The 19,598-nt window shown below is 67.7% G+C and carries 17 protein-coding genes and 1 tRNA gene; 7 read left to right on the forward strand and 11 right to left on the reverse strand.

The genetic code is table 11. The features are described from left to right. Positions 1-513, forward strand: coding sequence for a MarR family winged helix-turn-helix transcriptional regulator (locus QE449_RS20855; protein ID WP_307109604.1), 513 nt, complete (start codon positions 1-3; stop codon positions 511-513). A 238-nt stretch (positions 514-751) separates the two neighbouring features. After that, positions 752-1,402, forward strand: a complete 651-nt coding sequence (locus QE449_RS20860) for a sigma-70 family RNA polymerase sigma factor (protein ID WP_307109605.1) — start codon at positions 752-754, stop codon at positions 1,400-1,402. Positions 1,403-1,410: 8 nt separating this feature from the next. Here QE449_RS20860 and QE449_RS20865 read toward each other — a convergent pair whose 3' ends face one another. The 5 genes from QE449_RS20865 to QE449_RS20885 form a co-directional block, all read right to left on the reverse strand. Next, the gene (locus tag QE449_RS20865) at positions 1,411-2,937 is read right to left on the reverse strand and encodes an alpha/beta fold hydrolase (protein ID WP_307109606.1); all 1,527 of its coding nucleotides are present in this window, start codon (positions 2,935-2,937) and stop codon (positions 1,411-1,413) included. Beyond that, positions 2,934-4,877 (reverse strand): S9 family peptidase, encoded by a 1,944-nt coding sequence (locus QE449_RS20870; RefSeq protein WP_307109607.1) that lies wholly within the window; start codon positions 4,875-4,877, stop codon positions 2,934-2,936. The genes QE449_RS20865 and QE449_RS20870 overlap by 4 nt, the downstream gene beginning before the upstream one ends. A 51-nt stretch (positions 4,878-4,928) precedes the next feature. Continuing rightward, on the reverse strand, positions 4,929-5,570 hold the full coding sequence (locus QE449_RS20875) for a DUF3159 domain-containing protein (protein ID WP_307109608.1): 642 nt from the start codon (positions 5,568-5,570) through the stop codon (positions 4,929-4,931). A 154-nt stretch (positions 5,571-5,724) separates the two neighbouring features. After that, entirely contained in the window at positions 5,725-7,128 is a 1,404-nt protein-coding gene (locus QE449_RS20880) for an alpha/beta hydrolase (protein ID WP_307109609.1), read from the reverse strand. 155 nt (positions 7,129-7,283) lie between these two features. Beyond that, entirely contained in the window at positions 7,284-7,928 is a 645-nt protein-coding gene (locus QE449_RS20885) for a hypothetical protein (RefSeq protein ID WP_307109610.1), read from the reverse strand. 153 nt (positions 7,929-8,081) lie between these two features. Between QE449_RS20885 and QE449_RS20890 the strand changes: the two genes are divergently transcribed. The 4 genes from QE449_RS20890 to QE449_RS20905 all read left to right on the forward strand — a co-directional run bounded on the left by QE449_RS20890 (position 8,082) and on the right by QE449_RS20905 (position 11,758). Next, positions 8,082-8,687 carry a TetR/AcrR family transcriptional regulator gene (locus tag QE449_RS20890; protein WP_222646892.1) on the forward strand — a complete coding sequence of 202 codons (606 nt, stop codon included), beginning with the start codon at positions 8,082-8,084 and terminating at the stop codon, positions 8,685-8,687. A 154-nt stretch (positions 8,688-8,841) separates the two neighbouring features. Beyond that, entirely contained in the window at positions 8,842-10,458 is a 1,617-nt protein-coding gene (locus QE449_RS20895; RefSeq protein WP_222638929.1) for an MFS transporter, read from the forward strand. A gap of 95 nt (positions 10,459-10,553) precedes the next feature. Further along, a complete protein-coding gene (locus tag QE449_RS20900; protein ID WP_222633217.1) occupies positions 10,554-11,375 on the forward strand; it encodes an alpha/beta fold hydrolase in 822 nt (273 codons plus the stop codon). Next, positions 11,372-11,758, forward strand: a complete 387-nt coding sequence (locus tag QE449_RS20905) for a VOC family protein (protein WP_056443421.1) — start codon at positions 11,372-11,374, stop codon at positions 11,756-11,758. The genes QE449_RS20900 and QE449_RS20905 overlap by 4 nt, the downstream gene beginning before the upstream one ends. Positions 11,759-11,822: 64 nt before the next feature. Here the strand turns inward: QE449_RS20905 and QE449_RS20910 are convergent. The 3 genes from QE449_RS20910 to QE449_RS20920 all read right to left on the reverse strand — a co-directional run bounded on the left by QE449_RS20910 (position 11,823) and on the right by QE449_RS20920 (position 14,113). After that, a tRNA-Thr gene (locus tag QE449_RS20910) sits at positions 11,823-11,898 on the reverse strand. 62 nt (positions 11,899-11,960) lie between these two features. Next, positions 11,961-13,148: a DNA polymerase III subunit delta' gene (locus tag QE449_RS20915; protein WP_307109611.1), complete on the reverse strand. Its 1,188-nt coding sequence runs from the start codon at positions 13,146-13,148 to the stop codon at positions 11,961-11,963. A gap of 11 nt (positions 13,149-13,159) precedes the next feature. Continuing rightward, positions 13,160-14,113: a DUF808 domain-containing protein gene (locus QE449_RS20920; RefSeq protein ID WP_027506715.1), complete on the reverse strand. Its 954-nt coding sequence runs from the start codon at positions 14,111-14,113 to the stop codon at positions 13,160-13,162. Positions 14,114-14,145: 32 nt separating this feature from the next. On the opposite strand from QE449_RS20920, the gene QE449_RS20925 reads away from it, so the two are divergent. Further along, a complete protein-coding gene (locus QE449_RS20925) occupies positions 14,146-15,273 on the forward strand; it encodes a type IV toxin-antitoxin system AbiEi family antitoxin domain-containing protein (protein ID WP_307109612.1) in 1,128 nt (375 codons plus the stop codon). On the opposite strand, the gene QE449_RS20930 is transcribed toward QE449_RS20925, so the two are convergent. The 3 genes from QE449_RS20930 to QE449_RS20940 all read right to left on the reverse strand — a co-directional run bounded on the left by QE449_RS20930 (position 15,270) and on the right by QE449_RS20940 (position 19,584). Further along, positions 15,270-15,818: a DUF664 domain-containing protein gene (locus tag QE449_RS20930; protein ID WP_307109613.1), complete on the reverse strand. Its 549-nt coding sequence runs from the start codon at positions 15,816-15,818 to the stop codon at positions 15,270-15,272. The genes QE449_RS20925 and QE449_RS20930 overlap by 4 nt on opposite strands. Before the next feature lie 62 nt (positions 15,819-15,880). Then, positions 15,881-18,829 carry a type I DNA topoisomerase gene (topA, locus tag QE449_RS20935; protein ID WP_222647573.1) on the reverse strand — a complete coding sequence of 983 codons (2,949 nt, stop codon included), beginning with the start codon at positions 18,827-18,829 and terminating at the stop codon, positions 15,881-15,883. Between the two features lie 167 nt (positions 18,830-18,996). After that, a complete protein-coding gene (locus QE449_RS20940; protein WP_056443407.1) occupies positions 18,997-19,584 on the reverse strand; it encodes a hypothetical protein in 588 nt (195 codons plus the stop codon). Positions 19,585-19,598: the final 14 nt, after the last annotated feature.

Consider the following 19,598-nt stretch of genomic DNA (forward strand, 5'->3'; position numbering starts at 1 on the left):
ATGACCGAGTACGACGTGGCATCCGAGTCTCCTTACGCCTTTCTCGGCGAGGAGGAGACACGGGCCTGGTACGCCTACATGAAGGTGCACCTGCGGCTGCGCTACGAGATGGATCACCAGCTGCGCGGCGATCACGGCATCTCCCTGGCCGACTACGACGTACTGGTGGCGCTGGTCAGCGATCCCGAGCGCACGCTCTCGGTGTCCGACCTCGCCACCCGCATCGGCTCCGAGCGCAGCAGGGTCTCGCATCAGCTCCGCAGCCTGAGCGCACGGGGACTCGTGACCCTGGCGACCGACCCCGACGACCGTCGAGTGACCCGAGTTGCACTGTCCGACAGAGGTAACGACACCCTCGCCGACGTCTCGCCGCGACACATCGACTTCGTGCGGTCCGTCTTCTTCGATGCCCTCACTCCCCCTCAGGTGCAGGAGATGTCGACTATGTTCGAGGGCATCTACGACCAGTTGATCCGACACGGGACACTGCCCCGGCCTGTCGACCGTCCGTGAGTCACCCGACGCCGATCAGTCGGAGTCGGACGGGAACCCCGGAGAGCAACGACACATCCGATCTCACGGCGCTTCTCACGGGTTACCGACCCTCGAACACTCCCTGACACCGAGACTGGCGCGATTCACGAACTCCTGGTCGCCCGCTGCTCAGGAAACGGACCGCACGGCGCACGACGCGAGATACGCGGTGTCCGTTCATGCGAGCGTCGGGGCCCGCATGATGCAGAATCAGCCCATGACCACGGCGGAGTACGCATCTCCGCGACGAGCGCGCCCGCCATTTCTCGATGTCGATCGTGCAGCGACCGAGGCGAACGCCGCTGCGCTGGACCGAGACCTTCGCGACCGATGCGGTGTCCTGCTCGGCCTGATCGCCTCCGGGGACGACCGTGCGATGGTCGAACTGATGCTGGTCACTCGACCCGTGGTGTTCGCAGCGGCGTTGCGAGTTCTCGGAGACCGTGCGCGCGCCGAGGACACGGCGCAGGAGACGTACTTCCAGGTGTGGACCTCGGCCGGAACGTTCGACTCCGACCGAGGGACACCTCACGCCTGGTTGGCGACTCTCGCGCGCCGACGAGCGATCGACCGTTCGCGCTCCGACACCGCGTCGGCGAGGCGGGACACGAAGTACAGCGCATCGCATTTCGACCGCGACCACGACGGCGTCTGGGAAGCGGTGTGGACGAACGCCGACAACGATCTGCTGACGAAGGCGCTGATCGAACTGACCAGTCTGCAGAGAACCGCTGTCGACCTGGTCTACTTCCAGGGCCTGTCCTGCCGCGAAGCAGCCGAGCGGCTCGGCGTACCGCATGCCACCGTCAAGACCCGCGTGCGAGACGCCGTGCTGCGCTTGCGACTTCACCTCGCGCGCACCGCCTGAGCGAGCGCTCAGAGGGTGCAGCGAGTCCCTGCCTCGGGTGTGGCCAGCTCGACGAGATAGTCGGCCACGATGTCGTTCACGCAGGCATTCGCACCGGAGATCGCGACGGTGTGCTGCTCGCCGTCCACGGGGAGCAGCGTTCCGCCCAGAGTGTCCGCGAGGTTCACACCTCCTTCGTAGGGCGTGGACGGATCACCCGTGATCGAGATCGTCAGAGTGTCGGGAACGCCCTCGACATCCTGTGCGTAGGGAATTCCGAGTGTCGGCTCGGCCGGCCAGAACTCGCACGGATCACGAGCTCCCTCCGGACCGAGTCCCGCGTCCGTGAACGGCGCGATCTCCTGAATTCTCCGTTTGAGCTCGACTTCCTCCTCCGGTGTGTTGCGGTCCTCGTCCATGCAATTGACGGCGTAGAGCGCTTCGCTGAAGTTGGGGTGGGTGCCGTCCTCGTCGCGGCCGCCGAACACGTCGAGGATCTTCAGCAACGTGTCTCCCTGTCCCGCAGTGACCTCGGCTATCCCTCGGATGATGACAGGCCACACCGTCGAGTCGTAGAGTCCCGCGACCACCGCTCCGTATGCAGCGTCGAAGTCGAGGCGCCGACCGCTCTCGGTGACGATGGGATTCTCGACGAGAGGCCTGACGATGTCCTGGAACCTCTCGACCGCCCTGCTCGGATCGGGGCCCAGCGGACAGTCCGGAGACGCCGCACAGGACGCGGCCATCTCGTCGAACGAGCGCTGGAAGCCGGTGAACTGGTCGACTCTGCGGTCGGCCGTGCTCTGAGCGGGGTCGATGGCGCCGTCCAGGACCATGGCGCGCACGTTCTGAGGGAACATCTCGGCGTACACCGCTCCCAGTCGCGTTCCGTAACTCTGACCGAGGTAGCTCAGTTTCTCGTCGCCGAGCACCTCTCGCAGAATGTCCATGTCCCGCGCGGCATCTCGAGTTCCGACCGCCGAGAGGACGTCGTCGCCGCCCGAGCGCTCGGCGCAGCGTTCGACCAGGCGACGCGAGTCGTCCTCCGTCAGCGTTCTCGAGCCGGTCAGCACCGTGGTGTACGCCTCGCCGGCGTCGTTCTCGGCATCGGTGAAACAGTCGATCGCCGGTGTCGACGCACCGACCCCGCGAGGATCGAAGCCGATCAGGTCGAAGTGTTCGGTCACGCGACTGTCCGCCAAGGTCGTCGCACCCGCGGCGGCCATGCTCATTCCCGGCCCACCGGGCCCACCCGGATTGAGCAGCAGTGACCCGATTCGCTCACCCCGCGCGGGTGCCTTCAACAGGGCGATCTGCACCGTCCGACCGTCGGGATCGTCGTAGTCCAACGGCACGGTCACGCGAGCGCACTCGAAGGTCGGGTCGGCGGCGAACGCAGTGGCATCGGCCGACGTCACCGCGTACCCGTCGCACGATTCGAAGGCCACGTCCTGGTCGTGAACACTGCTCAGATCCGGCTCGGTCCGCGGTTGCGCACACCCGGCGAGCACCAGCGCGGTGACTGCCACGGTGACTCCTGCCGTTCTGCGGCTCACGACAGCGACCCGCTCGGTGCGTGGACGGAGGAGGGACTCGCGGAATGTTCGCGCCCACCCAGGTGCTGGGCGAGGAACCGCTCGACCTCGCGGTAGAACGCGATGGTGTTCTCGGGGTTGACGAACCCGTGTCCTTCGTCGTCGAAGACGAGGTAGTCGACGTGGACCCCACACGAGCGGAGGGTGGCGACGACGTTGTCGGACTCGGCTCTGGTGACACGAGGGTCGTTGGCTCCCTGCGCGATGAGCAGGGGCGCCGTGGACGCGTCGAGACGGCTGATCGGGGACCGCGCGAGCATGTCCGCTTCCTGCTCCGGATCACTCGGGTCGCCGACGAACCGGTACCAGTTGTTGACCAGGCTGGCCCGGAGAAAGGACGGTTGTGTCCTCATGAAGTTGGCGAGGTCCGAGATGCCGACCAGATCGACCGCCGCGGTGAACACGTCGGGGGTGAAGGTCGCGCCGACCAACGCGGCGTACCCGCCGTACGAGCCGCCCATGATCGCGACGCGCTCACGATCGGCGTACCCCTGCTGTACGGCCCACTCCACCGCGTCGACCAGGTCGTCGTGCATCGCGCCCGCGAATTCCCCCACCGCGGCGTTGGTGTGAGCCTTCCCGTAGCCGGTGGAACCGCGGAAGTTGACCTGCAGCACGGCATACCCGCGGTTGGCGAGCATCTGCACGACGGAATCGAAGCCCCACGAGTCGCGATACCAGGGGCCGCCGTGCACGAACAGCACCAGCGGCAGCGCGGTCGGGTCGACGCCGAGAGGCAACGTCAGGAAAGACGGCAGCGCACGCCCGTCGCGCGCCTCGATGGTCACCGGTTCCATCGGCGCCATCGCGGTCGGCTCGAGATGCGGGTACGGACGGAACAACTGGCGGCTCGCACCCGCGGTGTGGTCGTAGAGAAAGGTGACAGCGGGATCCCGATCGTGCACGAAGCTGACGGTCCAGCGCAGTCCGCTCCGGTCCGAGGACAGTGCGCCGACATCGCCGTCCGAGAGCTGTTCGAGTGCTGCCAGAACCTCTCCGAAGCGCTCGTCGAGGACCCGTATCTCCTGACGCTCGCCCAGGTATCGCACCCCGAGCAGGTCGCCGGTCTCGGCGTCGCAGATCAGGGGCGACGATGTCTGTTCGACAGCGCGGCGGGCTGCGTCGAGTTCCAACGTCGGGTGCGAGTCGACGACGGTCTCCTCGCCGGTGTCGAGGTCGACGCGCACGAGGTGAGTCAGATCGCGCCCGCGGGTCGAGCCCATCCACAAGCCTGTACCGTCCGGGGTCATCTGAGTCGGGGTGATCCCGATCGGGTAGTCCGTGGCGTCGATCGACGCGATCGGAGTCCGTGTTCCCGACGGGGTGACCCGGGACAGGAGCAGGTGGCCGTCGTCGGTCGTCTCCTGCTCGACGAGAATGTCGCCATCCGCGAGCATCAGCAATCGGTCCGTTCCGGCGCTGCGCCCGATCACGGTGATCTCACCGGTCGCGACGTCGATCCTGTGAAGGTCGAACTCGGCAGGGTTCCGCGCGTTGAGCATCGCCGTGTAGCTGCCTGTACTCGCGCGCACCGGCAGGAGTCCGACAGCACGAGCGCCGGGGAACGGCGTGAGATCGACGGCGGGACTGCAGGGATCGTCGAGATCGACACGGAACACGTGGTGGTTCTCGTCGCCTCCACTGTCCTGCAGGTACAGCAGCCACCGGGGGTCGTCGGTCCACTCGAACTTCATGACGCTGCGGGTCTCGTCAGCGCTCACGCATCGTGCATCACCCACGGCGGAGAGATCCGGGGCGATGTCCTGCACCCAGACGTTGAGCCTGTTCCTCCACGGTGCGAGGAAGGTGATTCTGTTGCCTTCCGGAGAGATTCGGGCACCGACCGCGGCGGGCGGGCCGAAGAGGTCGTCGATCGCGATCAGATCGGGTGCAGTGGTCATGGTCCTTTCCTCTGGTGGGGCGGGTGTCGAGCTGTCTGTCAGTGGTGTGTCTCAACGGACGAAGTGGGTGGTCGAGCGCCGGAACGCCCAGACGGTGACCACCACGGCGACCGCGAACAACGGCGCACCCATCCCGATTCTCGCGACGGCGAGCCAGCCGGTGGCGTCGGTGTCGTACAGCCAGTCCTGCACGAGGTACCGGGCACCGAAGAGCACCGCGAAGGTGAGAGTGGCGACGTCGTGGGCGCGGCGCACCGAGGAGTTCCGTCGCCATGCATATCGGTTGCCGTGCAGCGCGTTCCACAGCAGGCCGGTCACCGGTCTGCGGATCAACACCGATGCGAGTACCACGACGCCGGCCACCAGGCTGGTCCAGATGCCGAGAAGGAAGTAGCCGTTCGCACTGCCACTCATCGCCGCGACGGCGCCGGCGGCGAGAACGCCGACGAGACCGCCGCTCGCCCCGGCGATCGACTCACCACCTCGGACGCGATGGACGGTCAGCCCCAGTGCGACGAGCACCGCGGCGCCGATCGCGACCGGCAGCGTCCAGACGGCGTTCGCGACGACGAACACGATCACCGGTATCGCGGTGCGGATCATGCCGCTGGTGCCACCCAGACTGTCCACCACCCTCGCGCCGGCATCGGTGGTCGGTGCGTCCTGCGTGCTGTCGTGCGGCGGGTTCGCCATGTCGCCCTCCTTGCGCCTCGGTCGATCCGGTCGAATGCGTTCATCGACAACCAGAGTCGTCGAGCTGACCGACCGCTGCCAGTGCCTGCGTGCACCAGATACGGTGACACTGTCATCGACCGGTCATGACAGATGTCACGGCGTCAGCCGGTGCTCACTGCGTCGCCCGAGGACACTGGGCGTCCTTCTCCGGCATGGTGCCGCCGACGAGATACTCGGTGACCACCTCTTGCGCGCAGGAGTTGGTTCCGAGCGCGAAGACACCGTGCCCACTGCCGTCGACGGTGAGCAGCCGGGAACGATCTCCGAAGCGCTCGTCGAGCAGTTCACCCCCGCGCAGGGGCGTGACCGGATCACGTCGATGCTGAGCGATGAGGATGTTCGTCGGTCCGTCGGAGTCGATGGTGACCGGGGGTTCGGCCGGCGCATGGGCCCAGAACGCGCACGGCATGATGTTCGCGGCCGCTGCGCCGAACAGCGGGTAGTCGACCCTGTCGGTGGCGACGGCATTCTCGTAGGTGGTCACGTCGTGCGGCCACTCGACGTCGTTGCAGGTGACCGCCAGGAAGACGGACCACGAGTTGTCGCCGACCGACGGTACCGGAGCCCCCTGCGGAAGGTCCCCACCCTGACCCGCCGCGAGGCCGTCCCGGTACGAGACCCACGCATCGGCCGCAGTCTCGTACGTCGCCGGGTTGTACAGCGTGACGAAGGTGGCCAGACGGAACGAGCGACCGTCGACCCCGTTCACGGGCGTGGCATCGAGCCTGGAGGCGATGTCGAAGTACGTCGCCCGCACCTCGTCCTCGGTCGCGCCGAGACCGTATCGGTCGTGACGCTCGGCCATCCACCGGGCGAGATCCGGGAAGGTGTCTTCCATTCCTCGGGAATAGCGCCGCATCCCGGCTCGATCGAGATGGGTGTCACCGATGTTGCTGTCCAACACGATTCGGTCGGTGCTCTCGGGGAACATCGACGCATAGGCCGCGCCCAGCGCCGAACCGTAGGAGTAGCCGAGGAAGCTCGCGGTGTCCTCGCCGAGAGCAGCTCGGACGCGATCGAGGTCCCGCGCCATGTTCGCTGTACTCACGTGGCGCAGCAGGCCGTCGTCCTCGGCGGCGCACCGGCGCGCGACTTCTCTCGCAGTACGAACCTGCTCGTCGAAGGCAGCCTGGTCGTACGCGTACGGCGGGACTGCGCCGTAGTAGTGCAGGTCGTCGGTGAAGCCGCAGCTGATGGGACTGGAATGGCCCACCCCACGGGTGTCCATGCCGATGAGGTCGTAACTGTCCAGCACGGACTGCGGCATGCCCCGATTCACCAGGAACGTCGGTTGGTCGAGCCCCGTGCCGCCGGGGCCGCCCGGGTTGAGCAACAGCACCCCTCGCCGTTCCTCCGGCTTCTGGGAGGGCAGCCGAGAGATCATGAGGTCGATCTGTCCACCGTCGGGGTCGTCGTAGTTGATCGGCACGGGCACCGACGCGCACTGCAGGCGCGACGGTTCCTCCGCTGGGTCACCGACGTCGTCGGGACATGAGGCCCACTCGAGGTCGGGCATGGAATAGGGTTGCTGCACTGCAGTATCAGGCTGAGACTCGGTGGAGGTCGTCGAGCAGCCGACGAGAACGAGGCAGATCGCGGCCACCGCAGCGGTACGCGTGTGGTGTCGGTTCACGGGATGTCCATTCGGTAGCAGGGGTGGCCGACAGCCGATCAGTTGCCGGCGGCGTCGAGCCAGTGATAACGCAGTCGCAGAGCGCGTTCCGTGCTGCCCACGGCGGCACCGACGGTGGAGGCGACCGTCGACCACGTCGGCAGACCGATCGGTGCGGCGATGACACCGACCGACTCGGCGATCGGCGGAATTCGAGACACCGTCTCGACGAGATACACCGCGAGCGACAGGACTCCGCTGAGAACGAGGGCGATCGAGACGACGCCGATGACCGAACTCGCCGCGGGGTACCGCCTGTCGAATCGGGCCCGGCGCCCTTCGGCCGAGCGAGGGTCGGGGCTCAGCTGCCGCTCGCTCCCGTCAGCGGAGACGAGATGGCACCGCTTGACACCGAAACCACTCATCGCGACCTCGATGCGGCCGTCCTCGACGGGGAACGCGGCGGGCAGTGCCGACCGTGCTTCGCACAGACCGTCTCTGTACAGATCGGCCGTGACAGAACCGGAGGCCTGGTCCTGCCAGTGCCTGATGTCGACGGACCATTCCGGCTCATGGGGGCCCGACGGTGGGAGATGAAACAGCGCACGTCCCAGCAACTGCCACCATCGGAACGGCTGCAGTGCTCGCCCGTCGCCGGGTCGCACCCGACGAGCCGCGCGGCGGCGCCTGACTCGATCGAACATGATTCGCTCCTCCTCCGCCGGCCGTGCCACTAGCACGCTGTACTGTCGCGAACGATGGCGACGACGCTAGCACACCGTGCTAGCACATTGTGCTGGTCAAGTGATCGGTCCTGCTCAGAGCAGGAACGTGCGCAGAGGAACAGAGGGGACGCGATGCCGACACCGGACGAACCCGGCCCGGACACGCGGGCGCGGATACTCATCGCTGCCTGCGAGATGATCGGTGAGGACCCGGCGTCGACACTCAGCGTGCGATCGGTCGCCGCGCGCGCCGGAGTGAGCATGGGTTCTCTCCGTCATCACTTCCCCACCCAGCGCGCACTGCGCGAGGCCGTTCTCGCCACGATCTACGACGTGGTGACACCGGACGCCGACGTCATTCACGACCGATCGATACCGGCTCGGGATCGCCTCGTGCGCTGCCTCGAGCAGGTCCTGGTGCCTGCCGTCGGTGCGCAGGCGCGGCGCGCGTTGATCAGCACCGTCGAGGCGTTCGCAGTACCCGAACCCACCGCAGACATCCGAGCCGCCTACGCGTCCTTCGCCGAGGAAGCGCAACGGAGAGTCGAGCAGTGGCTCGACATTCTCGCCGCCGAAGGTGCAGCGCCACAGGGTGATCAGTCGCTGAACGCCGCGTTCCTCAACACGGTTCTCGACGGCCTGTTCTGGGACCGGGCGATGCCCACCGATCCCGCCACGCTGCACCGAGCGACCGCCATTCTCCAGCATGCAGTGGATTCGGTCCTCACGCCGCCGTGACCACGTCGAGGATGTGGCTCGGGGGCTTCATCCTCACCGCGAGGAGGCGGATGGACGACCCGTGCTGCGCCGTGTCGACACCGCCCGGTGGTCGTGATATGCCTGGCGGCATCGTCGCCACCGCGCACGCATCGACCGACCGGAAGGTCCACCCATGACCGCCGACCTCGCCGCAGGCCCCGACACCCACTCGTCCTCGGCATGGGCGCCGCTGCGTGGCAGGGTGTATCGCACGCTGTTCATCGCTCAGCTGGTGTCGAACATCGGCCTGTGGATGCAGACGGTGGGATCACAGTGGTTCCTGGTGGAGCAGAACAGCAGCGCGACCGTGGTCGCCCTCGTGCAGACGGCCAGCCTGCTGCCCACCTTGTTCTTCGCCCTCCTCGCCGGCGGACTCGCCGATCTGCTCGATCGGCGCAGGTTGTTGATCGCGATCAGCACGTACACCGCCGTCGCCGCGACGGCCACCGCGGTGCTCGCCTTCACCGACGTGCTGACCCCGATGATGTTGCTGGCGATGACGTTCCTGCTGGGGTGCGGCTCTGCGCTGTCGTCTCCCGCATGGCAGGCCATCCAACCCGAACTGGTTCCGGCCGAACAGATCCCGGCAGCATCCGCCCTGGGCGGCGTGACCGTGAACGGTGCGCGCGCCGTCGGCCCGGCCATCGGCGGCGTGATCGTGGCTGCGGCCGGACCCGCCGCGGTGTTCGCCATCAACGCCCTGACGTTCGTCGTCATCATCGGCGCGCTCGTGTGGTGGCGTCGGCCCGCAGACGACCGGTCCGTCGACCGAGAGCGCCTCGGCAGGTCCATGCTGACCGGGCTGCACTACATGCAGTCCGCACCGATCGTGCGCCGGATCCTGCTGCGCTCGGCCCTGTTCGCCTTCCCGGCATCGGCGCTGTGGGCCCTGCTGCCCCTGGCCTCGTCGCGCCACCTGCACTTCGGCGCGTCGGGGTACGGGCTCGTCCTGGGAATGCTCGGTGTCGGCGCAGTGTCCGGCGTGGCGCTCTACCCGCGGTTGCGACAGTCGATGTCGGGCAACGCCGTGCTGGCACTGTCCGCGGTCACCTATGCCGTCGGCGTCGTCTCCGTGGCCTACCTCCCCGCCGGCGCGGCCGTCCCGTTGCTGCTGCTGTCGGGCGCCGCGTGGATCGCCACCCTGACCACACTCAACGCGGCGATTCAGCTCTCTCTCGCGCACTGGGTGAGAGCTCGGGGGATGTCGATCTACCTGTTGGTGTTCATGGGCTCCCAGGCGCTGGGCTCGTTCGTCTGGGGTCTGGTCGCGTCGCACGTCGGTTTCGCTGCGGCGCTACTGATCTCGGCGGTGCTCTTGGTGGTCACCGCCGCCAGCGTCACGGTCCTGCCTCTGCGCGCCGACACCGGCACGCTGCCGCGCGGGGTGTCGACGGCGTGGCCGACACCGATGGTGATGTTCGAACCCGAACCCGACGACGGCCCCGTGGTCGTCTCGGTGACGTACCGGGTGCGGCCCGACTCGACGACCGACTTCGACCGCGCCATGGCGGCCGTCGGGAAAGCTCGCCGCCGGACCGGCGGGTACTCCTGGGCACTGTTCAGAAACGGCGAGGACCCGTCTCTGCGTGTCGAGCAGTTCACCGCCCGGTCGTGGGGCGATCTCGAGCGGCAGCACCGTGAGCGCTGGACCGAGTCGGATCACCAGCGGATGACCGAGGCTCTGTCCTACACGGTGACCGGTACGACCGAGAAGGAGGAACACCTGTTCGGCGTACCGGCCGACCGGTAGTGCGAGACCCCGGCCGGACGTGACGACCCCCGGTCAGGCGTGCAGGAACCTTGTCGTCAGCCACTGATCGGGACCCACGAAACCTGGAGGTCGCCATGCCCTACATCACCACCACCGACGGAACCGAGATCTACTACACCGAGCAGGGCACCGGAAAGCCCGTGGTGCTGAGCCACGGATGGCCGCTGTCGTCGGATGCCTGGCAGGTCGAGCTCAAGCTGCTCGCCGACGCCGGCTACCGGGCCATCGCCCACGATCGCCGCGGACACGGCCGGTCGTCCAAGACCTACACCGGCAACGACATGGACACCTACGCCCGTGACCTCGCCGAGCTCGTCGAGGCTCTGGATCTGCAGGAACTGACGTTGATCGGCCACTCGACCGGCGGCGGCGAAGTCGTCCGCTACGCCGCCCAGCACGGCGGATCCCGCGTCGCCCGCGTCATCACTGCCGGCGCCGTCCCGCCCATCATGCTGAAGTCGGAGTCCAACCCGGAGGGCACTCCGATCGAGGCACTGAACGACATCCGCGACGGCGTGCTGACCGACCGCTCGCAGTTCTACCAGGATCTCGCGCAGCCGTTCTTCGGCGCCAACCGTGACGGCGCCGCGGTCTCGCAAGGCGCGATCGACGACTTCTGGCGTCAGGGAATGCTCGTCAACCTCGCTGCCGCCTACGACTGCGTGAAAGCGTTCTCCGAGACCGACTTCACCGAAGATCTGAAGGCGCTGACGGTCCCGATCTTCATCGCCCAGGGTGACGACGACCAGATCGTCCCCATCGCGGCGGCGGCCCTGAAGTCCATCGACCTCGTCCGGGACGGCACGTTGAAGGTGTACCCGGGCGCACCGCACGGCATCTACGGCGACTACCAGAAGGCCCTGGACGCAGACATTCTCGACTTCCTCGCCCGATGACCACCCCCCTGGCCCTCGGGCCCGTCGGCAACGTCTTCTACTTCGTCGACGATCTCGAGGCCGCAGTCGAGTGGTACTCCGCCCGGCTGGGTCGCACACCGATCCAGCGGGGCGGGGCACTGGTGGCCTACGACATCGACGGGGTGCGGCTCACGCTGCACGAGAACGACGACTACAACTCGTCCGGGCCGGCCGGAGTGTCCGCCTACTGGACCGTGACCGACGTGGATGCGATCGTCGCGGACTGGACAGCCCACGGAGCGGTTGCACACCGGGGACCCAAGACGGTCTTCACCGGTGAACGTCTGTGCCAGCTGCTCGATCCGTTCGGCAATCTGTTCTCGGTGCGACAGGCTCCCGCAGAGATGGATGTCAACGGCTAGGACAGGGGATCAGAGACCAGAAAAGCGGCCACGCGTATCGCGAGGCCGCTTTTTCTGAACTGTGTGGAGCCGCCTAAGAGAATCGAACTCTTGACCTTTTCATTACGAGTGAAATGCTCTACCGACTGAGCTAAGGCGGCGCGGCTCCCTGAGGAGCCATCGCAAGTTTAACCGGTCCCCCCGCCCGAACCCAAAACGGGGGTCAGCGGGCCGCCGCGCCCAGTGTGGCGACCATCGCGTCGACCGCGAACTTGGGCTTGACGTTCATCTCCAGGGCTTCGCGGCACCGGAGGATAGCCTCGATGCACTGCAGCAACGACTCGGGAGTCGATACCGAGGCGAGGCCGCGGGCCTGGTCCTCCATGTCGGGGTGCGTCATCGTCGACGAGGCGCCGTACGACTGTGCGAGAGCGTCGCGGTACAGCCCGGCGAGGTCGATGAGTGCCCGGTCCAGCGAGTCTCGACCGGTACGAGTGCGCCTCGACTTCTGCCGCTGTTCCAGTTCCTTGAGCACGCCGGCGGATCCGCGCAGCGCGCCCGCTGCACCCTTGCCGGTGCCGCCGGCGCCGAGTGACGTCCGCAGTTCGTCGGTCTCCCGCTCGTCGCGGTCGGCGTTGATCTGCACCGCGTCGGACTCGGCGGCCTTCACCAGTTCCTCGACCACCGCGTACTGGGTGGCGGGGCGGAGCGCCGCCTTGGCGATGCCCAGTGCCCGCTGCCGTCGCTCGCGTGCCTCGGGGTCCGTCGCCAAGCGGCGCGCGCGGCCCACGTGTCCGCCGCCCACCGAGGCGGCCCACGCGGCGGTCTTCTCGTCCAGGCCGTCGTTGTCCCGCAGCACGCGCGCGATGTCGTCGGGCTTGGGCGTCACCAGAGCCACGTGCCGACAGCGCGAGCGGATGGTGACGGCGATGTCCTCCGGATCCACGGACGGTGCGCAGAGCAGGAAGATGGTGCGGGCCGGCGGCTCCTCGACCGCCTTGAGGAGCGCGTTGTAGGCGCGCTCGCCCAGCCTGTCCGCGTCCTCGATGACCACGATCTGCCACGTCCCCGTCGTGGGGCGGCGCGCTGCCATCTGCACCACCTCGCGCATCTCCTTGACCGAGATGCTGAGGCCCTGCGGCACGATGCGGCGCACGTCGCCGTGGGTGCCGTGCAGGGTGGTGGTGCAGGCGTGGCAGTGGCCGCACCCGATGACGTCCGGATCCGTGCACTGCAGCGCAGCCGCGAAGCAGACAGCGGCGATGGAGCGGCCGGACCCGGGAGGCCCGGTGAACAGCCACGAGTGCGTCATGCGGGAACCGATGTCACACTCACGCGCAGCCGCCGCCGCGTCGGACAGCTCGGCGACCACCTCGTGCTGACCGACCAGCCGTTCGAACACTCCCGCCATGGGAGGAGAGCTTAGTGCTCCTGTGCGACAGCCCCACCGCGACGCTTGGCCAGCAACGAGGACACCCCGGTCATCACGGCCACGACGATGGAGCCGACGACGAGACCGATCAGCGCGGATGCCAGCGTGTTGACGATCCAGGCCAGCACACCCCCGATACCGGCGACGTCGTGGACCGCGTCCTCCATGTGGTGGACGAACTCGTAGATCGGGTGGAAGCCCAGCTCGTCGATGCCGTTGAGCAGGATGTGGCCGCCGACCCACAACATCGCCGCGGTGCCCACCACGGACAGCACCGCCATGACCTTGGGCATGCCCTTGACCAGGCCGCGCCCGACGGTCTGCGCGATGCCCGACGAGGTGTCGGCCAACCGGAGACCGATGTCGTCCATCTTCACGATGAGACCGACAACGCCGTAGACGAGGACGGTGATCACCACGGCGACGACGGCCAGGATGATCAGTCGGCTCCAGAAACCCTCGGCGGCGATGGTGTCGAGCGCGATGACCATGATCTCGGCGGACAGGATGAGGTCGGTGCGCACGGCTCCGGCGACGACGGTGTCCTCGTCGCGAGGTCCGTCCTCCTCGTGATCGTGAGCGCCGTGACCGGAGACGGCGCCCCAGATCTTGTGCATCGCTTCGTAACTGAGGTAGGCACCGCCGACCATGAGGATCGGCGTCAGCAGCCACGGCAGGAACTGGCTGAGCAGCAGCGCGATCGGCAGGATGATGAGCAGCTTGTTGCGGAGCGACCCGAGGGCGATGCGCCGCACGATGGGGAGCTCGCGTTCGGCGGCGAGACCGCGCACGTACTGCGGCGTCACGGCGGTGTCGTCGATGACCACACCGGCGGCCTTGGCCGTCGCCTTGCCTGTCGCGGCGCCGACGTCGTCGATCGACGCCGCCGCCAGCCTGGCAAGCGCTGCCACGTCGTCGAGCAGGGCTACGAGTCCGCCGGCCATCAGTACTCCCGAAGTAGGTCAGTGGTTCGAGAGTGAGAGTACCGCTCCGGGGGTGGGCTCGGCCGCGCATCTCGCAGCAGTTCGCGCAGGCCCTGGACCGTCGCGAACTGCCGAGAGGTGCGCGTACGTTCTCCATCCCCAGCCTGTGGATCACGGCCGACGACTCGACGCCCGCATCGCGCACCCTTCGATACATGTCTCTGATCCCCCGAGCCGATCTCCGACGACGCGGCGTGTCCGACGGTGAGGTCCGCGCTGCTGTCCGGTCCGGTTCGATCGTTCCCGTGCGCCGCGGCGTCTACGTCGATCCGGCGACGACCGACCTGTCCGACGACCGCACCCGCCGACTGCTCGAGCTACGCGCCGCCGTCCTCTCCTCCGACAGCGATCTGGTGGTGAGCCACAGCTCGGCAGCGCTGGTCCACGGCATCGACCTGTGGCCCGACATCGATCGTCGAGCACACCTGACGGCGAATCGATCCGGCGGTGGTCGGGCCGGCACGTCGCGCGTCGTGCACGCATCGCCACTGCACCCGGACGATGTGACGACGGTCGACGGGGTGCGTGTCACCTCGCTCGCCAGAACAGTGGTCGACCTCGCCTGTAGTCGGCCGTTCGAGTCCTCGGTCTGCTCCGGCGATGCTGCTCTGCGCCGAACATCGGCGGACGATCTGGCTGCGACGCTGGCCCGAGCGCACGGTCGTCGCGGGATCGACAGGGCGCGGCGGGCCATCGCCTTCATGGACGGTGGCGCCGAGAGCGTGGGTGAGTCTCGGAGCCGGGTCTACCTGCACCGGCACGGCCTCCCCGCTCCTGCGCTCCAATGCGACGTCCTCGACGAGAGCGGACGCTTCGTGGGACGGCCGGACTTCCTGTTCGACGGAGTGATCGGCGAGTTCGACGGGCTCGCGAAGTACCGCGAGTACGGGGATGCAGCGGATGTGGTGATCGCCGAGAAACTGCGCGAGGACCGGTTGCGCTCACTGGAGTGGCGGATCGAACGGTGGACGTGGAACGACCTGGCGACGTCGGCTCTCGCCGATCGTCTCCGGGCAGCGCTCACAGCAGCAGAAGGACGCGCACCCCTCGGCAGTACGCGCAGGCACGGGACGGTCGCGAACTGCGGGGAGGTGCGCGTCCAGGACGGCAATCGCGCCTAGAACTCCAACCCCATGTCACCCGCCACCACACCCATCGTCGACTGCCCGTCCAGAGCCTCGCGGAGGATGTCGGCGTGCCCGCTGTGGTGGGCGATCTCGCGCAACAGGTGCAGCAGTACGCGCCGCGCCGTCCACCAGATGCGCTCCGGCGCCCACGGTGCGGTGGGTTGCGGGATCAGGTCATCGAGGCTGCCGAGCGCGGCGATGCACTGCTCCAGCGCGCGGCCGGCGGAGTCGAGTTCGGCCAGCACCTGTTCGATCGACTCGGGCACCTCGGGCTCGCCCGATCCCGAGAAGTCGACGGTCGAGGTCTCGTCGCGCTCCTCGAGCATGGTCACGTTCCCGCGGATCACCGACGCGACGTGCGCGATCAGCGAGGCGAGCGTGAACTCACTGACGGTCGTGCGCCGACGCGCCTGCTCATCGGTGATTCCCCGCGCCGTGATCGCGAGCATCCCGCGCTGATCGGCCAGGATGGTGACCAGATCGAGCTTCTCGCCCGTGACGTCGACCGACGGCCCCACGGATGTGTACGTCCCCGCCATGATGTGCCCCTCTCCTCGTGTGTGAGGAGAACGCTAGGGGCAATCGCGGACAGGTGCGGTCCTCAGGACTCGGCGGGCGGCGTCTTCTTCGCAGCGGTCTTCTTGGCGGCCGCCTTCTTCGCGGGAGCCTTCTTGGCCGGCGTCTTCTTCGCTGCCGCCTTCTTGGCGGGAGCCTTCTTCGCCGGCGCCTTCTTGGTGGCCTTCTTCTTCACGGGCCCGCGAGCGCGACGATCCGCGAGGAGTTCCATGGCCCGCTCGTCGGTGATGGTGCCCACCTCGTCGCCCTTGCGCAGGCTGGCGTTGGCCTCACCGTCGGTGACGTACGGACCGAAGCGGCCGTCCTTGATCACCATCGGCTGACCGCTGACAGTGTCCACACCGAGTTCGCGCAGCGGCGGCGTGGCCGCACCCTGACGTCCGCGACGCTTGGGCTCGGAGTAGATCTTCAGAGCCTCCTCGAGGGAGACGGTGAAGATCTGGTCCTCGGTGGCCAGCGAGCGGGAGTCGGTGCCCTTCTTGAGGTAGGGACCGTAGCGCCCGTTCTGCGCCGTGATCTCTTCCTTGCTCTCGGGATCGACGCCCACCACGCGCGGCAACGACAGCAGCTTCAGCGCGTCGTCCAACGTGACCGTCGCGAGATCCATCGACTTGAGCAACGAACCCGTTCGCGGCTTCGGGGCGGTCGCTTTCTTGGCGGCCTTCTTGGCGGGAGCCTTCTTCGCCGCCTTGGTGGCCACGGCGGTGCCGCCGCCCCCATCGGACGAATGCTGTTCCACCGGAACGATGTCCGGGGTGGGCTCAGGCTCCTCGGGGATGACCTCGGTGACGTACGGCCCGAATCGTCCTTCCTTGGCGACGATCTCATGACCCGACAGCGGGTCGACACCGAGCTTGCGACCCTCCTGCGGAGTCGCGAACAGCTTCTCGGCGAACTCGAGCGTCAGCTCGTCCGGCGGAAGGTCGTCGGGCAGGTTGGCGCGCTGCGAGATCGGATCCCCGTCGGGATCGTCCGGGTTCTGCACCATCCGTTCGAGGTACGGGCCGTAGCGACCGACGCGGACGTGTACGTCGCGACCTTCGGAGTCGTCGAACAAGTGGATCGAGTTGATGACGCGGGCGTCGATGTCCTCGAGGTTCTGGCCGACCATCTTCTTCAGTCCGCCGGACCGTGCGACCGACCCCTCCGTGCCGTTCTCACCGCCGAAGTAGAAGGCGGACAACCAGTCTCCACGTCGTTCGCGGCCACCGGCGATGGCGTCGAGGTCGTCCTCCATGCCTGCGGTGAAGTCGAAGTCGACCAACCGGCCGAAGTGCGCCTCCAACAACGCGATCACGGAGAACGCCACCCACGAGGGCACCAGGGCGCTGCCGCGCTTGTAGACGTACCCGCGGTCGAGGATGGTCTTGATGATCGACGAGTACGTCGACGGGCGACCGATGCCGAGTTCCTCGAGCGTCTTGATGAGCGACGCCTCGGTGAAGCGGGCCGGTGGGTTGGTGGTGTGACCATCGGGATCGAGACCGGTGGCCGTGACCGCCTGCCCCTGCTCGAGAACCGGCAACCGGGACTCGGCGTCGTCGGACTGTCCCCCGGCCTGGTCGTCGACACTCTCGACGTAAGCCTTGAGGAAGCCGGCGAACGTGATGGTGCGTCCAGACGCGGCGAAGGTGCACTCCTCACCGGTACCCGCGGTGCCCGAGATACGCAGCGACAGAGTGGTTCCGCGCGCATCCGCCATCTGGGAGGCGACGGTGCGCTGCCAGATCAGCTCGTACAGCCGGAACTCGTCGGTGTCGAGCGAGCTGTGCAACTGACCGGGAGTCGCGAAGGAATCACCCGCGGGGCGGATTGCCTCGTGCGCCTCCTGGGCGTTCTTGACCTTGCGGGTGTACTGCCGCGGGGTGTCGTGCACGTACTCCGGGCCGTACAGCTCGGTGGCCTGACGACGTGCGGCATCGATCGCCGACGCCGACAGGTTCGTCGAGTCGGTACGCATGTAGGTGATGTAGCCGTTCTCGTACAACCGCTGCGCGATACGCATGGTGCGCTCGGAGGACATGCGGAGCTTGCGCCCGGCCTCCTGCTGCAGGGTCGAGGTCATGAACGGGGGGTACGGACGACGCGTGTACGGCTTGGACTCGACCGATGCGACGGTCAGATCGACACCGTCCAGAGCCTCGGACAACCGGCGTGCGCGCGCCTCATCGAGAACGGTGACGCCCTCGGACTTGAGTTTGCCGTCGGCACCGAAGTCGCGTCCCGACGCGACACGAGAGCCGTCGACGTTGACCAGGCGCGCACCGAACGCCCGCGGCGTCGCCTCGGCGCCGGCGTCGAGCTGCGCCGAGATGTCCCAGTACTCGGCCGATCGGAACGCCATGCGCTCACGTTCGCGCTGCACGATGACACGTGTGGCCACCGACTGGACGCGGCCCGCCGACAGCTTCGGCATGACCTTCTTCCACAGCACCGGCGAGACCTCGTAGCCGTACAGGCGGTCGAGGATGCGGCGCGTCTCCTGGGCGTCGACGAGGTCGGTGTCCAGTTCGCGGGTGTCGGCGGCGGCGGCGAGGATGGCCGGCTCGGTGATCTCGTGGAAGACCATCCGTCGAACCGGAATCTTCGGCTTGAGCGTCTCGAGGAGATGCCACGCGATGGCCTCGCCCTCGCGGTCGGGGTCGGTGGCGAGGTAGAGCTCGTCGGCGTCCTTGAGCAGGCTCTTGAGCTCGGCGACCTTGCCCTTCTTCTCCGGGCTGACGACGTAGAGAGCCTCGAAGTCGTGGTCCACGTCGACACCGAGACGAGCCCAGGACTCGCCCTTGTACTTGGCCGGAACGTCTGCAGCACCACGCGGGAGATCTCGGATGTGCCCGACCGAGGCCTCGACCACGTAGTTCTTGCCCAGATAGGGCGCGATCTTCTTGGCCTTGGTGGGTGACTCGACGATCACGAGACGCCGAAGCCCGGACGCGCCGGACGACGAGTTCCCCGTGCTGTCTCCTGCTGCCACCTGCTGCCGAACCTTCCTGGTCCCCGCGAGAGGGGACCCGTTCACCTGCGTCGATACCCCGAACCGTTCGAAGCCGACACACTACAGAGTGACACACACGTGCAACTCGTATGTGACACCGCGGCCCATCGACCGTCGGTGACCTCCGTCCGAGTCCCCCTCTTCCTCTACACGAGGACGGGCCACCCGCCCGCGGCGAGAGCGCCCGGTGGCGGCTCGCCGATGTTCTCGATGAGCCTGGTCACCCGACGGCGACCGGTGATCCGGAGTGCCGGCGACCCTCCGTGGGTTCCCACCAGAGTCGGCGCCACACCGGCGCGCATCAACGACTGGGCGAGCACCGGATGCGTGTCGGGGGCATGCGGATCGAGTCCGAGGACGAACCGGGCGCCGCCTGCCTCCTGCCGTCCCGCCGCGACCACCCAGGCCCGCAGGGCGCGCGGTCCGGGCACCCAACCCCCGGGCACCGCCTTCACCGCTCCCCGGACCCACTCCGCGGCGAGCGACGCCAGCTCGGGCACCGGCTCGGTCCGGACCAGTGGCCGTCCCTCGTCGGTCGTCGTGATCTCGGCGTCGAAGCCGCACGACTCGATCAGGTCGGCCACCGCGTGGGCACGCCAGGTGGCATCGACGACGACGGAGATGCGCGTGCGCCCGGACACGATCACGGGCTGACCCTGCGCAGCCAGCAGCCCGGCGAGGTCGGCCGCGTCGGGCGGCGTCGACTCGGCGGAGAAGAAGGACAACTGGCTCACGATCGCGACAGTAA

Origin of the sequence: Rhodococcus sp. SORGH_AS_0303 (assembly GCF_030819335.1) — a bacterium.
Lineage (GTDB): Bacteria > Actinomycetota > Actinomycetes > Mycobacteriales > Mycobacteriaceae > Rhodococcoides.